This window comes from Escherichia ruysiae (assembly GCF_031323975.1).
GTDB lineage: Bacteria > Pseudomonadota > Gammaproteobacteria > Enterobacterales > Enterobacteriaceae > Escherichia > Escherichia ruysiae.
This window is the reverse complement of record NZ_JAVIWS010000001.1, coordinates 3,619,212-3,633,771: the sequence shown is the minus strand read 5'-3', so window position 1 is coordinate 3,633,771 and position 14,560 is coordinate 3,619,212. Positions and strand designations below refer to the sequence as shown.

Annotated in this window: 15 protein-coding genes; 1 reads left to right on the top strand and 14 read right to left on the bottom strand. The window is 55.4% G+C overall.

The window, feature by feature from the left end; translation table 11 throughout:
- The 5 genes from RGV86_RS17560 to lafA form a co-directional block, all read right to left on the bottom strand.
- Entirely contained in the window at positions 1-1,068 is a 1,068-nt protein-coding gene (locus tag RGV86_RS17560; RefSeq protein ID WP_085460404.1) for a flagellar hook-length control protein FliK, read from the bottom strand.
- Positions 1,065-1,376, bottom strand: coding sequence for a flagellar protein FliT (locus RGV86_RS17555; RefSeq protein ID WP_085460403.1), 312 nt, complete (start codon positions 1,374-1,376; stop codon positions 1,065-1,067). Before RGV86_RS17555 ends, RGV86_RS17560 begins: the two co-directional genes overlap by 4 nt.
- 4 nt (positions 1,377-1,380) lie before the next feature.
- Positions 1,381-1,773, bottom strand: a complete 393-nt coding sequence (fliS, locus tag RGV86_RS17550) for a flagellar export chaperone FliS (RefSeq protein WP_085460402.1) — start codon at positions 1,771-1,773, stop codon at positions 1,381-1,383.
- 22 nt (positions 1,774-1,795) lie between these two features.
- A complete protein-coding gene (gene fliD, locus RGV86_RS17545; protein WP_085460401.1) occupies positions 1,796-3,112 on the bottom strand; it encodes a flagellar filament capping protein FliD in 1,317 nt (438 codons plus the stop codon).
- Between the two features lie 264 nt (positions 3,113-3,376).
- Entirely contained in the window at positions 3,377-4,291 is a 915-nt protein-coding gene (gene lafA / locus RGV86_RS17540) for a lateral flagellin LafA (protein WP_105280664.1), read from the bottom strand.
- A 484-nt stretch (positions 4,292-4,775) separates the two neighbouring features.
- Here lafA and RGV86_RS17535 point away from each other — a divergent pair, with 484 nt between their 5' ends.
- A complete protein-coding gene (locus RGV86_RS17535) occupies positions 4,776-5,618 on the top strand; it encodes a transcriptional regulator (protein ID WP_137598243.1) in 843 nt (280 codons plus the stop codon).
- 52 nt (positions 5,619-5,670) lie between these two features.
- On the opposite strand, the gene RGV86_RS17530 is transcribed toward RGV86_RS17535, so the two are convergent.
- From RGV86_RS17530 to flgE, 9 genes are all read right to left on the bottom strand, one after another.
- The gene (locus RGV86_RS17530) at positions 5,671-6,648 is read right to left on the bottom strand and encodes a flagellar hook-associated protein (RefSeq protein ID WP_137598244.1); all 978 of its coding nucleotides are present in this window, start codon (positions 6,646-6,648) and stop codon (positions 5,671-5,673) included.
- Positions 6,649-6,664: 16 nt separating this feature from the next.
- Entirely contained in the window at positions 6,665-7,594 is a 930-nt protein-coding gene (flgL, locus tag RGV86_RS17525) for a flagellar hook-associated protein FlgL (RefSeq protein ID WP_085460398.1), read from the bottom strand.
- Positions 7,595-7,608: 14 nt separating this feature from the next.
- Positions 7,609-8,985 (bottom strand): flagellar hook-associated protein FlgK, encoded by a 1,377-nt coding sequence (gene flgK / locus RGV86_RS17520; protein ID WP_085460397.1) that lies wholly within the window; start codon positions 8,983-8,985, stop codon positions 7,609-7,611.
- Between the two features lie 336 nt (positions 8,986-9,321).
- The gene (locus RGV86_RS17515) at positions 9,322-9,621 is read right to left on the bottom strand and encodes a rod-binding protein (protein WP_085460395.1); all 300 of its coding nucleotides are present in this window, start codon (positions 9,619-9,621) and stop codon (positions 9,322-9,324) included.
- Complete coding sequence (locus RGV86_RS17510) at positions 9,621-10,721, bottom strand: flagellar basal body P-ring protein FlgI (RefSeq protein ID WP_137598245.1); 1,101 nt, start codon at positions 10,719-10,721, stop codon at positions 9,621-9,623. The genes RGV86_RS17515 and RGV86_RS17510 overlap by 1 nt, the downstream gene beginning before the upstream one ends.
- A 14-nt stretch (positions 10,722-10,735) precedes the next feature.
- The gene (gene flgH / locus RGV86_RS17505; protein WP_085460393.1) at positions 10,736-11,401 is read right to left on the bottom strand and encodes a flagellar basal body L-ring protein FlgH; all 666 of its coding nucleotides are present in this window, start codon (positions 11,399-11,401) and stop codon (positions 10,736-10,738) included.
- A 203-nt stretch (positions 11,402-11,604) separates the two neighbouring features.
- Positions 11,605-12,390, bottom strand: coding sequence for a flagellar basal-body rod protein FlgG (gene flgG, locus RGV86_RS17500; protein WP_000990540.1), 786 nt, complete (start codon positions 12,388-12,390; stop codon positions 11,605-11,607).
- 78 nt (positions 12,391-12,468) lie between these two features.
- A complete protein-coding gene (locus tag RGV86_RS17495) occupies positions 12,469-13,206 on the bottom strand; it encodes a flagellar basal body rod protein FlgF (RefSeq protein ID WP_137598246.1) in 738 nt (245 codons plus the stop codon).
- Entirely contained in the window at positions 13,206-14,408 is a 1,203-nt protein-coding gene (gene flgE / locus RGV86_RS17490) for a flagellar hook protein FlgE (protein ID WP_085460390.1), read from the bottom strand. The genes RGV86_RS17495 and flgE overlap by 1 nt, the downstream gene beginning before the upstream one ends.
- Positions 14,409-14,560: the final 152 nt, after the last annotated feature.

Below are 14,560 nucleotides of genomic sequence, written 5' to 3'. Positions count from 1 at the left end.
TTACACTTTGATCAAAACGGATTCGTTCTGTTGAAATTGAGGCGCATCGTCGAGAAGTAAGGCTGCACTCACCTCCTCCTGCTGATGGCCCGACTGTTGTTGCTGCTGCGACTGCCCTTCGGAGGAGACCTGTACGTTCACCTCCATAAAATTTTGCGCCGTCAGATGTTGTCGAAGATCGTCGCTAAACTGCTGTAACGCGCGGCAGACCTCACTTTGGTTCGCACCGATGTGCACCGTCAGTTTGCCGTTGTCGAGCTGTACGGCAATCTCGAGTTTGCCAAGCGACGGCGGATCAAGGCGGATGGTGGAGATCTGCTGCTGTTTATTGAGCTGAAAGTGGATCTGATCTTTCAGCAAGGTTGTCAGTTTTTCGCCCAGTTCATCCATCGAGAGCGTGGCAGGTCTGGCGGCGATCTCATGAGGATCGCTGACCAGCTCCGGCGTTTTAACCTGCAACACCGCGCGCGGCATCACCGGCTCGCTGTCCGGTACTTTTTCTGCTTTACGCTCGACCTGCGGGCGCACAGTCACGCGGTTTGTCTCAGGTTTCTGGCGAGCGGGCTGTGTTGATACGCGTGGCTGCGAGGGTGCAATGGCGCGTAAATCTTCGCTGGCGTAAGTCGCCAGTCTGGCCTGCTGTTCGGGTTTTGCCTGCGGCAACTGGGCGAGAGCCTCCTGCAACTGTGGCGGCAGTTCCTGCGTTGTTGGCGCAAGAGTTTGCTGCGACGCATGTTGTACGATCGCCTTAGCCAGATGCTGCATCACCGGCGATGCAGCCACCGTCAGCGACGGCTGCACGGCTGCCTGTTGCGCTTGAGGCGCGGCAGATTGTGGCAGTAACAGCGCCATCAAGGCCTGCATCGCCGCCGGATCGTTCTCCTGCGCACGCGTCGCCTGCTGTTGGGGGGGTTTAGCACTATGCACACGCTCTGCCACCGCCGCGACGGCCATTTTCGGCAGCGTAAACGCAGGCGCGTTTTCCCCGCTCACCGGCGGTAAGATGTCCGTTTTCAGCGATGCCGTTTCTGCAAGCGTTCCGAGCGTGGCAAGCAATGCCGGATTCATGACTTCTCCGAGAATAAATTAACAATTGAGTAGGCCAGTACGCCTTCCTGATGCCGCTGATGCTGTTCCATGCGCGCCTTTAACACATCTGCGCGCTGCTCGCGCCGTTTAATCAGGGCATTAAACGCGCCGTACAGTTGCGCCTTCACCGCATCCAACTGTGCCGCATCGGTTTCTGCCACCGCGTAGTCGTGAAACTGGCGCATCAACTGCTGATGCAGCGCCGGAAGGCGTCGCCAGCGTTGTTTATCCAGCGCCTCATTCATCGCCTCAACCAGCGCGAAAAGTTGCCTGCGTTGTTTTTCCATCGTCTTAACCCAGCTTGCCCGAAAGCCCTTCCCAGCCTTCACGCAGGTTGCTTAAGATGAGCATCACTTCATCGATTTTTTCCGCCGACAATTCACCGCTGGCTTCATATAAACGCCAGACGCAATGGTCATAGAGACGCGAAAGATTCACCACCAGCTCGCCGCCGGTTTCAAACTCCAGCGAGCTAGTGAGCGCGTTGAGAATGTCGATGCATTTGTTGATGCTCTGAGCTTTCTTTTCGAATCGCTTCGCCGCGATATGGCTTTTGGCGCGTTCCAGCTCATCCATCAGGCCGGAAAACAGCACCAGTACCAGTTCCAGAGGTGACGCCGCTGCCGTGCGAGCCGCAAGGTCAACCTCTTTATATTGCGAATAGCCGTCCTGTACTTCGTACATCTTTAGGGATATTCCTTGTTAATTACGCGAATGCCGCCATGCTGGCTTTCATGGTGTACACCTCGACCAGCGTGTTGGTGTACTCCTCAAGATAGCGATCGTAGTTAGCGTTATAGGTGTCAGTAAGCTGGTCGCCTTCGTCCTGAATTTTGCTCATCTGATCGTCAATGTTCTGCTGACGCAGGGTAATGATGCCGTTGCTGGAGTCCGTATAGGTGTCGATCAGGTCATCCATCTTCGCCACCATGCTGTTATCGCCGACGAAAATAGAGGTCAGACCGTCGGGATTTTTCGCCATTTCGTCGTTGAACTGGTCAGAGTCGATCTGCAAATGACCGTGAGAATCGAGGGTGATGCCATAGTCAACAATCGACACGCCGTTGTAGCTGGCATGGGCGATGTCATCGAGCTGGTTCGCCAGTGAACTTAGTCCGGCGTCGCCCGCAAACACCCCGGCGCTGCTACTGTCATCACCGTGGGTGGTCAGTGAATCAACCGTATCAATCAGCGAGTTATAGGCATCAACGAAGGTCTGTACTTTCTCCTGGCTGGCGCTGGAATCTTCGCTGATGTTAAAAGTGGTGAGATCGCTGTCAGAATCGCTGACTTCGGTGAAAGTCATGGTGACGCCGGGGATCACATCATCAAAGGTGTTGCTGCTGTTGGTGATGGCCGGCCCTGTGGCGCTACCAAGATGAATAATCGCGTCCTGAGCCGTGGAAACATCCGTGGGAACGGGCGCGCTGGCGCTGTCGTTCGTGGCATCATGCCCCGTTACGCTGAACGAAAACGCACTGTCTACTCCGGTGCTGTCTGATGTCAGCATGATGGTGGTGGTGCCGTCGGTTTTCACCAACGCCGCCGAAACGCCTGGATTATCATCGGAGTCGTTAATCGCATTCACCAGTTCGCTGGCGTCGATAAAACCGTCGCCGTCACCGTTCTGATCCGCCGCCGCCAGATCGATATCCATGGTGCTGTCGCCCATCGTCATTTCGAAGGTGCCGGTGGCGGAAAAGGCGTCGTCGCCCATACTGAAAGTGGTCTGCTGCCCCTGCGCCAGTTGCTCAACGAAAAATGAGTAGCTCCCCGCCTGCGCCTGCGAGTTAGCGGAAACGGTCGCCGAGTCATTATTGCTGGAAGCGGCAAAAGTCACCGGGCCGTCGGTATCGCTGTTCAGCGCGTCAACGGCGCTCTGGAAATCGCTCAACGCCGAGCTGAGCGAGTCCAGGCCGCTGCTTTCAGCATCCAGCTCACTCTGCTTCTCCTGCAAATTTGTCGCCTGAGTGGCGACATCGGCATAAGCGATTTCTTGCGCAATGGTTCTTGGGTTAATCATTGATGACTCCGGGTAACGATGTCTGGTTATTGGCAAAAGGCGTGCCAATAATTTTTATGTGAATAATCAATAAATTGAAAAACAGGCGGAAAGGCCGTTTCCGGTCTGGCGGAAGAGTGCCTGCCGCAGAAAGGACAACACCGCCCGCAGGCGGTGTCTTTTTTCCCCCTCGCCCTTCCAGGGAGAGGGCCGGGGTGAGGGTCAAAGCCCGCACAGCCCCTCACTCTAACCCTCTCCCCAAAAGGTCAAGAGGACAATCCGAACTTACTGCAGCAGGCTAGAAACCATGCTGGACATGCTGTTGGACTGTTTCAGCATGGTAATGCCGGTCTGCATCAACACCTGCTGTTTGGTCATGTTGGACGCTTCCGTCGCGTAGTCGGTATCCATGATGTTACCGATAGCGACTTCGGTGTTGTCCTGCATACTGGTCAGGTTGTTGGCGGTATCGTTCAGACGGTTGATAGACGCACCCAGCTTGGACTGGATCTGAGAAACATCATCCATCGCGGTAGAAATGCTGGTGATCATCTGGTTAGCCGAGCCAGACGCGGTCAGTTCAGTACCGCCAGAAACGCCTGCTGTGCCCGTGGTGTCTGCCTGATCCGCGCTAAAGGAGTTGCTGATCGCAGAAAGGTCTGTCACCAGCGTATTCAGTTGGCTTGAAATATTCACGGTCATGGTGTCAGAAGATTCCGCGCCCACCTGGAAAGTTACCGCGCTCTGGAACAAGCCGTCAGTACCGGTGTTGCTGGTGCCGGAAACACCGAACAGGTTGGTGCCGCCGTAGGTGGTGTTTTGCAGCATGTCAGACATCTGCTGACCCAGTTCGTCGTATTCGTCCTGCATCGCCTGCAGGTCGTCGTCGCTGTAGGTGCCGTTCGCTGCCTGAGTGGAGAGGTCTTTCATACGCCCCAGTACATCAGACATTTCGTCGAACATGCTGTCGGCCGTTTGCAGCATCGCGGTGGCATCGTTAATGTTGCTCAGCGCCACGCCCATACCGCTGGACTGTGCAGTTAAACGGTTAGCAATCTGTTTGCCCGCCGCATCATCTGCTGAAGAGTTAATACGGTTACCAGTCGCAAGGCGTTCCATAGAAGTAGAAAGAGACGCGCTACTTTTGCTGATTGCGTTAACGGCGGCCATTGATGCGTTATTGGTATTCATAGATAACATGATACTGCTCCTTGGGATTAATCGTGTTCGTTTCGATACCCTGTAAAAACGACACCCCACGAGCAAACTTAAAATGACTATTAAAAATTTTTCCGTCTCTTTTATCGGATGCCACTTTTAGCTAAAAAAAACAGAATCAAATTCAGATAAAAAGATTATTAGCAATATATGCCACATGGCCAGGTGACAAAAAATGTCAGCCTCAAATGCTTGTTATCATTCAGATTACTATCAGAAAAATTGATTATTACCCAACGAACTGATGCCAAAATTTACATTGCGTTGCAAATAACACACATTTTACTATTGTGACTCGCCATCCATTTCGTTACATTCTCACGCCATATAGAGATTAAGAATAATCCTATTACCATTAAATATTAATTATTACGCGGTAAAACCATCTTCTCAAGGATGTATAAGACTCTGCTTAATGCAGCGGACTATCAGGAAACATTTATCCCTTGCTAAGGTAAACTCAACCATGAGTATTATTATCAATAACTGGCGGATGGACCCGTCGCTTAATGCCTTAATTCATTGTGAAACGGGTGAAACACGTCGTCTTGGCGAATACCATTTTATTTTGCTGGAAACATTAGCAAAAAATGCCGAGACAGTTTTATCGCGATCTTATTTATGTGCCGAGGTGTGGAAAAATCGCATTGTCGGCGGTAACAGCTTGCCGACGGCGATCCACGCCTTGCGTGTTGCCATTGACGATGATGGTAAACAACAGAACATTATTAAAACCATTCCGAAAAAAGGTTACTTGTGCAATAAAGAGTATGTAGCTTTTCCGGAATCATCGCCTGCGGAGGCGCTGATTATTACCAATCAGGTACAGGAAACTGTGCCAGAAGAGATATCTTCGACAACACCGCCTGTGCCTGTTAGAAAAAAACATAAAGGAATGATGGGGCTGGCATTAACCGCTGCTGTTATATTCGTTGGCTCGACCGTGGGTTATCCACACTTAAAAAGTACACCTGATGTCCCGCAACTGGTAAAAGAATCAATTAACAGTCCAAGAATAAAAATATTTCATCTTAGCTCTGGAAAAGAAAATAATTCCTTACCATTACTGTCACAAACTCTCGCACCAGGAAAAGACAAACTCGATAATTTATTGTCAGCGCACAATATGATCATGACAACCTATTATAAATATGTTCGTAACCGACTGGAGAGTGATATCGTTCTGCGTAACCAGTGCAACGGTAGCTGGCAATTAACCTTTAATGTGGAAAGCTGGCAGAATAGCGATATTAGTAGCGCGATGTATCAGAACTTAGAGAAGTTGTTAAATACTGTGCAGAAATGCTGATGCGCGCCAACATATGCCGGATGCGACGTTTTCTTATCCGGCATTCATATAATTAGCCCAATAAATTCCTCACCGTCTGGCTGGAAATCCGTGCCTGACCGTTCACCGCCTGTAATAACACCTGATAATTATGATTGGCGCTGTCCAGCACCCCGCCGAGGTTTTCCGATGCCTGCACCGCATTCTCCGCATCCGGGAAGCGGGACATGCTGTCGATCAACTGCCGCGCCTTCTCCTGCTGCACCGCCATTTGCGCACGTTGCTGACTAATACTTTCTAACGTCTGAGAAATCCCCGCCCCGCCCTGTTGCAAACTTTGTACTAAACGGTCGACCTGCGACGGCTCGGCAAACGTTTTTAGCGGCGTAAACGTCGACTTATCGCCATCGGCGCGCACGCTTAAGGTGCTTTCGATATGGGGCCACTGTTTTTCTGACGTGGAGAAACTGATGCCATCGGCGTGTTGATGCATCTGCACCCCCACGCGGCGCAGCGCGTTGGTCAGCCGTGTCTGATACTGCCCGGCGCTATCATCATCAGATAACATCACCGCTGCAAGCTGGGTCTGACGCCCGTCAGAAACGCTGAACATCCGCGTTCCCGGCGTAGGGTTGTGCACCAGATTCACCAGATCCGGCGAGTGAAAGGTTACCCGCGCTTCGCCCTGCAACACCGGCTGCAACTGGCGGTTCACCGCACCGCCGGAAAGCGCGGCGCGTTTGTCCAGCATCTGCATGAGCACCGAGCTCTGCGCCTGCCCGCCTTTGCGCTGGCTATGACGATAATCGAGCAACTGCTGCTCCAGCTGCCCGAAATAGTGATCCGCCTGCTGCAAGGTGGTGAGCTGATCGTTAAGCTGCACGCTGTAACGCTGCGGGCGAGTGGTAATCAGCGGCGAGGCCGGATATTCACTCGCCGTCGCCGGGAGTTTTTGCCGCACCGCCTGAGTGGGCGCAACGGTTGACGACGATACCGCAGAGCTATGCGCCCCACCGGTGGCGAGTGATGAAGATGTAAGTCCGACCTGCATACTGTTCCTGAAAGAGTTAGAGAACGCTGAACAAATTCAACTCACTCACTTTCGAGTAAGTCTTGAGGGTAGCTTCCATTGCCACTTCCAGTCCGGTAAAGGTGATCGACGCCGGGCCGTAATCGAGATCCTGTAAAGAGCCAATCAACTGATCGTTGGAGGTGGAGATATCCGTCTGCGCATCGCTCAGCATCGACATGGTGTTTTGCGTTTCGCCAAGCGAAGCAATTGATGCGTTGAGGTTGTCCGAGGCGGTGTCCACCACATCAACGGCGTTCTGAATATCGCTTTGCACCTGCGGATCCGCCGGGTCAACGTCCGGGTTTTGCAGCTCCTGCGACAGGGAATTCAGCGTGTTGAGCACGTCTAAATTGCTGCCGAAGAAATCGCTCGCCGCCACGTTGGTATCCACTTCCACGCCGTTCGACACGGTGGTCTGGCGGTGGTCGCTGTTACCCTGATAGCTATAGCTGTCGGTCATGCCGTCGCCGTCATCATCCACCGCCACGATCGGCGGCTGATCGTTGATGGTGCCGCCAAACACGTAGTGCCCGTCTTCATCCTGATAGTTCAGCGCCGCGACCATCGATTCGGTGAGCGACTCAATATCCTGGCCCAGGCTTGCGAGCGAATCGGCGGTATTGGTGCCGTTCGCCGCTTCCAGCAGGTCGTCGCGCACAGCCAGCAGGCTGTTGTTGACGCCATCAAGAATCGACTCCTGCTGACTTAACCCCGCCGACGCGGAGTCGATATTGCTCTGATACTGCTCAATCGCCGACTGCTGGCGGTTCAACTGGGTAATGCGCGTGGCGGCGATTGGGTCGTCCGACGGCTGCAAAATCTGCTTGCCGGTTGCCATCTGCTCGACCACGTGCGCCAGATCGCCGGAGAGATTATTAAAACTTTGCGTCATCGAGACGTAGGTTTGTTGGGTGGTTACTCGCATTCTCGCGCTCCCGCTTAGCTGCACATTTCCAGTACCGAATCGAAAATCTCGGCGCCGGCGGAAATGACTTTCAGATTGGCTTCATAAATTTGTTGATAGGTGATCAGGTTCACCGCTTCTTCGTCCATGCTGACACCGCTAACGCTGCTCTGCTGGTTTTGCGCCTCAGAATAGACATTGGACGCGGCGGTCACTTCGGTCTGGTTTTGCTGACTGTAGATGCCGATATTGCTGATAATCGACGAGCAGGCCTGCCCGACCGTCACGCTGCCAAGGTTGTCGATCTCCAGCGGTTCGGTGGAGATGTTGATCAGCGCCTGGAGGTTGTCGCTGTTACCGCTTTCGTCCGGTGAACTGGAGAACGCCAGCTCATCGGCAGTGATATCCGGGTTGACGGTCAGCGGGCCATCGGCATTGCTGGCGTCGTAAATAAACAGCGGCTCACCGGGGTTGCCGTTGAGATCGTATCCCTGCGCCAGTTGGTTGTTGACCGCATCGGCAAACTGCGAGGCGATGCTGTTGATGGTGTCGGTCAGCGGCGTCAGCACGTCGTTTTGATAATCAAACAGCGCGCCTAATGAACCGCCGGTATCGGTGGTCATCGTCGAGGTAGTTCCGGCAAAGGTCAGCGACATGGTCGGCGTGCCGTCGGCGTTGGTTTCCAGCGCGATGGTCGAACTTTGCTGCCCACTCACCAACGGCTGACCGTTTTTCAGCGTGACGTTGTAGTTGCCCTGGTCGTCGATATTGACCTGCACATCCATCATTCCGCTGAGTTCTTCCACCATTTGATCGCGGGCATCGTACAGCGCGGAGGCGTTATCACCGTTGGCTTCGGCCTGGGCGATTTGCTGGTTATAGCTGGCGATGCCGCTGGTGAGCGTATTGATTTGCGACACCATCGCCTGCTGCTGGCTGATGATTTCCGTGCTTTGCGAGTCGATGTAATCCAGCGTGTTGTCGATACGCAGCGACAGCGCCCCGGCTTCGCTGATCACCTGCTCGCGCAGGGCGGAATCATCGGGGCTGGTGGTCGCTTCGTTAAGGGCGGCGAAGAAGTTATCGAAGCCGCCGCTCAGGCTGCTGTTATCGTCGCTCAGTACGGCTTCCAGTTGGCTAAGATACCCCTGCTGGGTGCTGTAATAGCCGTAATCGCTGGCGGCATACCACACCTGATTCACCTGATACTGGTTGGAGACGCGGCGAATGCTGTCGACCTGCACGCCGTTACCGGCGCTGTTCGGCGAACCGCCGCTGGCACCGATGGTGCTGATTTCCGCCACCTGGCGGGTGTAGCCTGTGGTCATGGCATTAGCGGTGTTTTGCGCCGTGACGTTCAGCTCCACCTGCGCGGTTGAGGCGCCGCTGTAGCCGATGTTAATCATGTCCATGTTGGATCCTTACCGGTAAATCGTGCCGGTTAAAAGCGGCGTGAAGTTGTCGATTCTTAAGTGGGTAATGGTGCGCGCTGATGCCCTCACCCCGCCCCTCTCCCACAGGGAGAGGGAGAAAACCAGCGCCCTGTTCAATACCGCGCTCGATCGGTTCCCTCGCCACTTTTGGAATAGCGGGAAAACCTGCGCCATATTCACCTCCGCGCTCGATCGATCCCCTCGCCACTTTTGGAATAGCGGGAAAACCTGCGCCATATTCACCTCCGCGCTCGATCGATCCCCTCGCCCCTTCGGGGAGAGGGTTAGGGTGAGGGGCAAAGCGCGTACCTCCCCTCACCTATGCTTCGGCGACAACTGCTTCACAATCATCGCCGCAATCCCGATCCCGTGCTGCTGCGCCAGGGTGTTACACAACTCATCGTCATAAAACCCCTGCATCATGCGCACCGAATCGCTGTTAAACGGGTTATCTTTCGAATCAAACAATTCGTTGGTTTTACGCATCTCTTTGAGCATGTTGCGTAAAAAAATCGCCTCGAACTGTTCGGCGGCCTGCCTGATATCATTGGCCTGAACTTTCGGCCCCATTAACGCATCGCTGCCGTCAATCCCGCCGCTACCGTTGATTTTCATCAGATCACCTCCAGGTCGGCATCCAGCGCGCCCGCTTCATGCAGCGCCTGCAAAATCGACATAATGTCGTCCGGCGTTGCGCCTAAACTGTTCAGGGCATTAACCAGCGTTTTCAGGCTGCTCGACTCCGGCAAGCTCACCACGCCAGGGCGCGCATGATTCACCGCGATATTGCTCTGCGGCGTCACCGCCGTGCGCCCACCGGCAAAGGCATTCGGCTGGCTGACGTTGCTGGTTTCGTTAATCGAGACAGTAAGACTGCCGTGCGACACCGCCGCCGCATGCAACGAAACGCCGTCGCCCATCACCACCGTACCGGTGCGCGAGTTAAACACCACGCGGGCGCGGATTTTCTCCGCCTGAACCTGCACATCATCCAGTTGCGACATAAACGCCACCCGCGCGCCGGGGCTGGTGGGGGCACGCACGGTAACGTTGGTGGAACTCTGCGCGGTGGCGATGCCGCCAAACGAGGCGTTGATCGCCGCCGCAATGTTGTTGGCATCTTTAAACGACGGGCGTTTCAGGTTGAGGGTGATGGTATCGCCCATCTGAAAATCGCTGGGGATCTCACGCTCCACCGTCGCGCCGTTGGGAATTAACCCGGCGGTCGGCGTGTTAACCGTTACGCTTGAGCCGCTGGCCCCGGTGGCATTCATCCCGCCCACCACCACGCTACCCTGCGCCAGCGCGTAAACTTCGCCATCTGCGCCGTGCAATTGGGTCAGCAGCAAAGTGCCGCCGCGAATACTTTTGGCATCACCAATCGACGAGACGGTAACGTCGATGGTTTGCCCGCGTGAGTACATCGGCGGCAGCGTGGCGCTCACCGCCACCGCCGCCACGTTTTTCACCTTCGGGTCGATTTTATTCGGCAGTTGCACGCCAAACTGGCGCAGCATATTGGTGATGGTCTGGTTGGTGAATTTGACCTGGTTTTTATCGCCAGTGCCGTCAAGGCCGACCACCAGGCTGTAGCCCACCAGTTGGTTTTCACGCACGCCCTGTACGTTGACCAGCGACTCCAGCGATTGCGCCAGCGCCACGCCGGGCAGCACCAGGCTTACGGCGATCATCACCGTCTTTATCCAGTTTTGCATTGCACTCTCCGGCATTAAATCGGGAACAGAGGATGGTTAAACAGCCGCGTCAGCCAGCCTGCAGCGTTGGCGTCGCTTAACGCGCCGCGTCCGGCATAGGAGATGCGGGCATCGGCGATCCGCTGAGAGGAAACCGAGTTGTCGTTCTGAATATCGTCGGCTCGCACCAGACCGCTTAAGCGGATGTACTCATCGCCCTGGTTAAGGGTGAGCCATTTCTCGCCGCGAATTTCCAGGATGCCGTTGGGCTGCACCGCATGGACGGAAACGGTGATCTCCCCGCGCAGGCTATTCTGCTGCTGGGAGGTGGCGCTGCCGTCAAAGTCGCGGTTGGCGTCGATGGAGCCGGAAAGCTTATCTTTGGTGTGACCGAACACCGTTGGCGCGGTGATATCGACGCTGTTGCTCTTGCCGAAATTGGTTTTCGCCTGTTTGCTCGACTGGGTCGATTCTTCGAGAATCACCGTCAGGATATCGCCCACACGGTAAGCTCGTCGGTCGGCGGTGAGCGACCAGTTGTAGCCAGTTTCAAACACGCCTCCGGCACGCCCGTCAGCCGGAGGCGGCGCTTCGGTTTTCGGTGGCGCAAAGTATGCGTCGTCTTTTTTGACCAGAATGGCCTGCGATTCACACCCGCTAAGCAGGGGAAGCAGCGCCACCAGCCAGAGATAATTTTTCACGTTCTGCCTGTTTAGTGTTGCAGGCCACGGGGGTGGCCGGTTGTTTGGTGGGTGTGGAGTTGTTTGTTCCCCTCACCCTAACCCTCTCCCCAAAGGGGCGAGGGGACTGATCGAGTGCGATGTTGAATACGGCGCCAGTCTGCTCCCTCTCCCTGTGGGAGAGGGCCGGGGTGAGGGCATCAGACCGCACCGCCCTCACTCCCTTACAGCGTCTGGCTGATGTACTGCAACATATCGTCCGCAGCCGACACCATTTTGGCGTTCATCTCATAAGCGCGTTGCACCGTAATCATCGCCACCATTTCGTTGACGATATCCACGTTCGAGCCTTCCAGCGCGTTGTCCTGCAAGGTGCCCAGCCCATCTTCGCCCGGCACACCTTCGGTCGGCTGACCGCTGGCGGCAGTTTCCAGATAGAGGTTGTCACCCTCGGCGGAAAGCCCTGCCGGATTAGCGAAGTTGACCAGCGTCAGTTGCCCTAACTCGGTCACATCGCTGTCGCCGGGTAAGATCGCCGTCACCGTGCCATCCTCACCAAACGCAACGTTGGTCGCCCCCGCCGGAACGTCGATTTCAGGCTGCAACGGCAAGCCCTGCGAGTTGGTCAGCACACCGTCGGCGTTCACCTGCAAATTGCCGTCGCGGGTATAGGCGATATCGCCATTAGCCTTTTGCACCTGTAAAAACCCCTGCCCCATAATGGCGACATTCATCGCGTTGTCGGTGGTTTCGACGTTGCCTTCGGTGAAGGTTTTCTGGGTGCCGACAATGCGCACGCCGCTGCCAAATTGCAGCCCGGTCGGCATGATGTTGTTCTGGTCAAGCATAGCGCCCGGCGCTTCCTGGGTCTGGTAGAACAGATCCTGAAACATCACCCGGTCGCGCTTGAAGCCGGTGGTGTTAACGTTGGCGATGTTGTTGGCAATCGCGCTCATTTCAGCATCCTGCGCCGAGAGGCCGGTTTTGCTAATCCATAGTGCTGCGTTCATGGTGGTAAATTCCGTGTTGTTTTTTGCCGCCGATTGCCGGATGCGGCGTGAACGCCTTATCCGGCCTACGATGTACGGTTACGAGCCGCGCAATAAGCGGTTGCCCGCGTCGCTGATATCTTCGGCGGTTTTCATCATCTTGATCTGCGCTTCGAACTGACGATTCATGGCGATGGACGACATCATCTCACTCACCGCCGAGACGTTACTGCCCTCCAGAAAACCGCCGCTGACTTTGATGTTTTCATCGCGTTGAGCCGGAACTCCGTCGGCAGTTACCAGCATCCCTTCGCCGTTTTTCGCCAGGTTAGCGACCGGAATATCCACCAGCTTCAGGCGGTCGATATCCATCGTCGCGGTCACGTCACCGTCATCGGGCGTCACCGAGAGCGTGCCGTCGCTGCCAAACGAGGCAATCGCGTTCGGCGGCAGAATGATCGGCCCGTTATCCCCCAACACCAGATTGCCATTGATGGTCAGTTGCCCCTGATCGTCCTGCTGAATGTTGCCGTTGCGGGTATAGACTTCGTTGCCGTTTTTATCCTGCACTGCAATGTAACCCGCGCCCTGAATCGCCACGTCCAGCGGGCGCTCGGTTTTCTCCGCCACGCCCGTGCTGTCGTTCACGCCGCTGGCTCCTTCCTGCGCCATATAGCGCGTGTCGAAGCCACCGCCTTTCACCTTGTCGTTGGTCGCCATCGCCATATCGGCACGAAAACCGTTGGTGTTGACGTTCGCAAGGTTGTTGGCGCTAATTTGCTGCTCGTACAACGTCTGAGAAGCCCCGCTCAGGGCGGTATAAATCAGGCGATCCATTACATTGCCTGGAACAGCGCGTCATCGAGCTGTGTACTGGTGGCGATCACTTTGGTGTTGGCCTGATAGTTACGCTGGGCGGTCATCAGGTTGACCAGTTCGCTGGTGATATCGACGTTAGAGCTTTCAAGCACGCCGGACGTGAGCGTGCCGCAGGTGCCGGAGCCGGGAACGCCAATCAGCGGAGTGCCGGATTCCCCCGTTTGTACCCACGCGGTGCCGCTCACCGCTTCGAGGCCGTTTTCATTCGGGAAGGTCGCCAGCACCACCTGCCCCTGCAACATGCGCTCGCCGTTGCTGTAGGTGGCGTAAACTTTGCCATCATCATCGACCTGCACACCGTTTTGCGTTGCAGAGGCGTAGCCGTTGGCGGAGTTGGTGGTGACCGAGAAGTCCGAGCCGTATTGCGTACAGGTGGAGTAATCGACGGTTAAATCGATGGGTGCGGCGGCGTCGGTCTGAAACTCAATGGTCTGCGGCGTGGTTGGTGAAGTCAGCTTCCCGGTGTTCGGGTCGAAGGTTAATGTCGTCGCCGGAACGCCGGTCTGCTGCTGACCGTCGAAGGTGTACTGCACTTCCCAGGTGTTATCGCTGGTTTTGGTGAAATACTGGCATACCGAGTGTTCGTTACCTAATGAGTCGTACACCGTGGTGGTGTAGCTGTCGGTGTACGAGCTACTGTTGGCCGGGTCGAACGGTACGGTGGTGCGGTCGATAGCCGCATCGCTGGCGTTGAAGTTGGCGGTAAAGGTCAGGCTGCTGCTGGCCTGCGCCGGGATATTGCCGGTTTTGATCTGGATATCCGTCACCGTGCCGGTTTGCAGGGTGCCGCTGTCATCGACCGGATAGCCCTGCAAATAAGCGCCCGACGCGTTTACGATATAACCGTTTTTGTCGGTTTCAAACGAACCGGCACGGGTATAAGAAATGTTGCCCGCGCTGTCGCAGGTAACAAAAAAACCATCGTTGTTAATCGCCAGATCCAGCGCGTTGCCGGTGGATACCAGCGAGCCGCCACGGGAAATACTTTGCGCCGTGCCTGCCACGCTGACGCCCATCGCCTGACTTCCGGCATACATCGCTGAAAACTGGGTGGTCATCGACTTATAGCCCACCGTTCCGGCGTTAGCGATGTTGTTACTGATCCCGTCGAGCTGTTCGTTAACGGCATTCAGCCCCGTTGCGGCAATTTCATAACTCATTGTTTCTTCCTGTTAATTCAGATTTTGGCAGCGTGCCCGTTGTTTTGCCGGATACGGCGTGAACATAAAAATATGCGCGAATTCGTAGGCCTGATAAGACGCGCCAGCGTCGCATCAGGCATCTTGCACCGAACGCCGGATGCGGCGTGAAC

Excerpts from the sequence above, each read along its gene's own strand:
- fliS (WP_085460402.1), bottom strand. The coding sequence starts at position 1,773 with ATGTACGAAGTACAGGACGGCTATTCGCAATATAAAGAGGTTGACCTT.
- flgL (WP_085460398.1), bottom strand. The coding sequence starts at position 7,594 with ATGCGAGTAACCACCCAACAAACCTACGTCTCGATGACGCAAAGTTTT.
- RGV86_RS17535 (WP_137598243.1), top strand. The coding sequence starts at position 4,776 with ATGAGTATTATTATCAATAACTGGCGGATGGACCCGTCGCTTAATGCC.
- RGV86_RS17555 (WP_085460403.1), bottom strand. The coding sequence starts at position 1,376 with ATGGAAAAACAACGCAGGCAACTTTTCGCGCTGGTTGAGGCGATGAAT.
- lafA (WP_105280664.1), bottom strand. The coding sequence starts at position 4,291 with ATGTTATCTATGAATACCAATAACGCATCAATGGCCGCCGTTAACGCA.
- RGV86_RS17515 (WP_085460395.1), bottom strand. The coding sequence starts at position 9,621 with ATGAAAATCAACGGTAGCGGCGGGATTGACGGCAGCGATGCGTTAATG.
- RGV86_RS17530 (WP_137598244.1), bottom strand. The coding sequence starts at position 6,648 with ATGCAGGTCGGACTTACATCTTCATCACTCGCCACCGGTGGGGCGCAT.
- RGV86_RS17495 (WP_137598246.1), bottom strand. The coding sequence starts at position 13,206 with ATGGATCGCCTGATTTATACCGCCCTGAGCGGGGCTTCTCAGACGTTG.
- RGV86_RS17510 (WP_137598245.1), bottom strand. The coding sequence starts at position 10,721 with ATGCAAAACTGGATAAAGACGGTGATGATCGCCGTAAGCCTGGTGCTG.
- flgK (WP_085460397.1), bottom strand. The coding sequence starts at position 8,985 with ATGGACATGATTAACATCGGCTACAGCGGCGCCTCAACCGCGCAGGTG.
- flgG (WP_000990540.1), bottom strand. The coding sequence starts at position 12,390 with ATGAACGCAGCACTATGGATTAGCAAAACCGGCCTCTCGGCGCAGGAT.
- RGV86_RS17560 (WP_085460404.1), bottom strand. The coding sequence starts at position 1,068 with ATGAATCCGGCATTGCTTGCCACGCTCGGAACGCTTGCAGAAACGGCA.
- fliD (WP_085460401.1), bottom strand. The coding sequence starts at position 3,112 with ATGATTAACCCAAGAACCATTGCGCAAGAAATCGCTTATGCCGATGTC.
- flgE (WP_085460390.1), bottom strand. The coding sequence starts at position 14,408 with ATGAGTTATGAAATTGCCGCAACGGGGCTGAATGCCGTTAACGAACAG.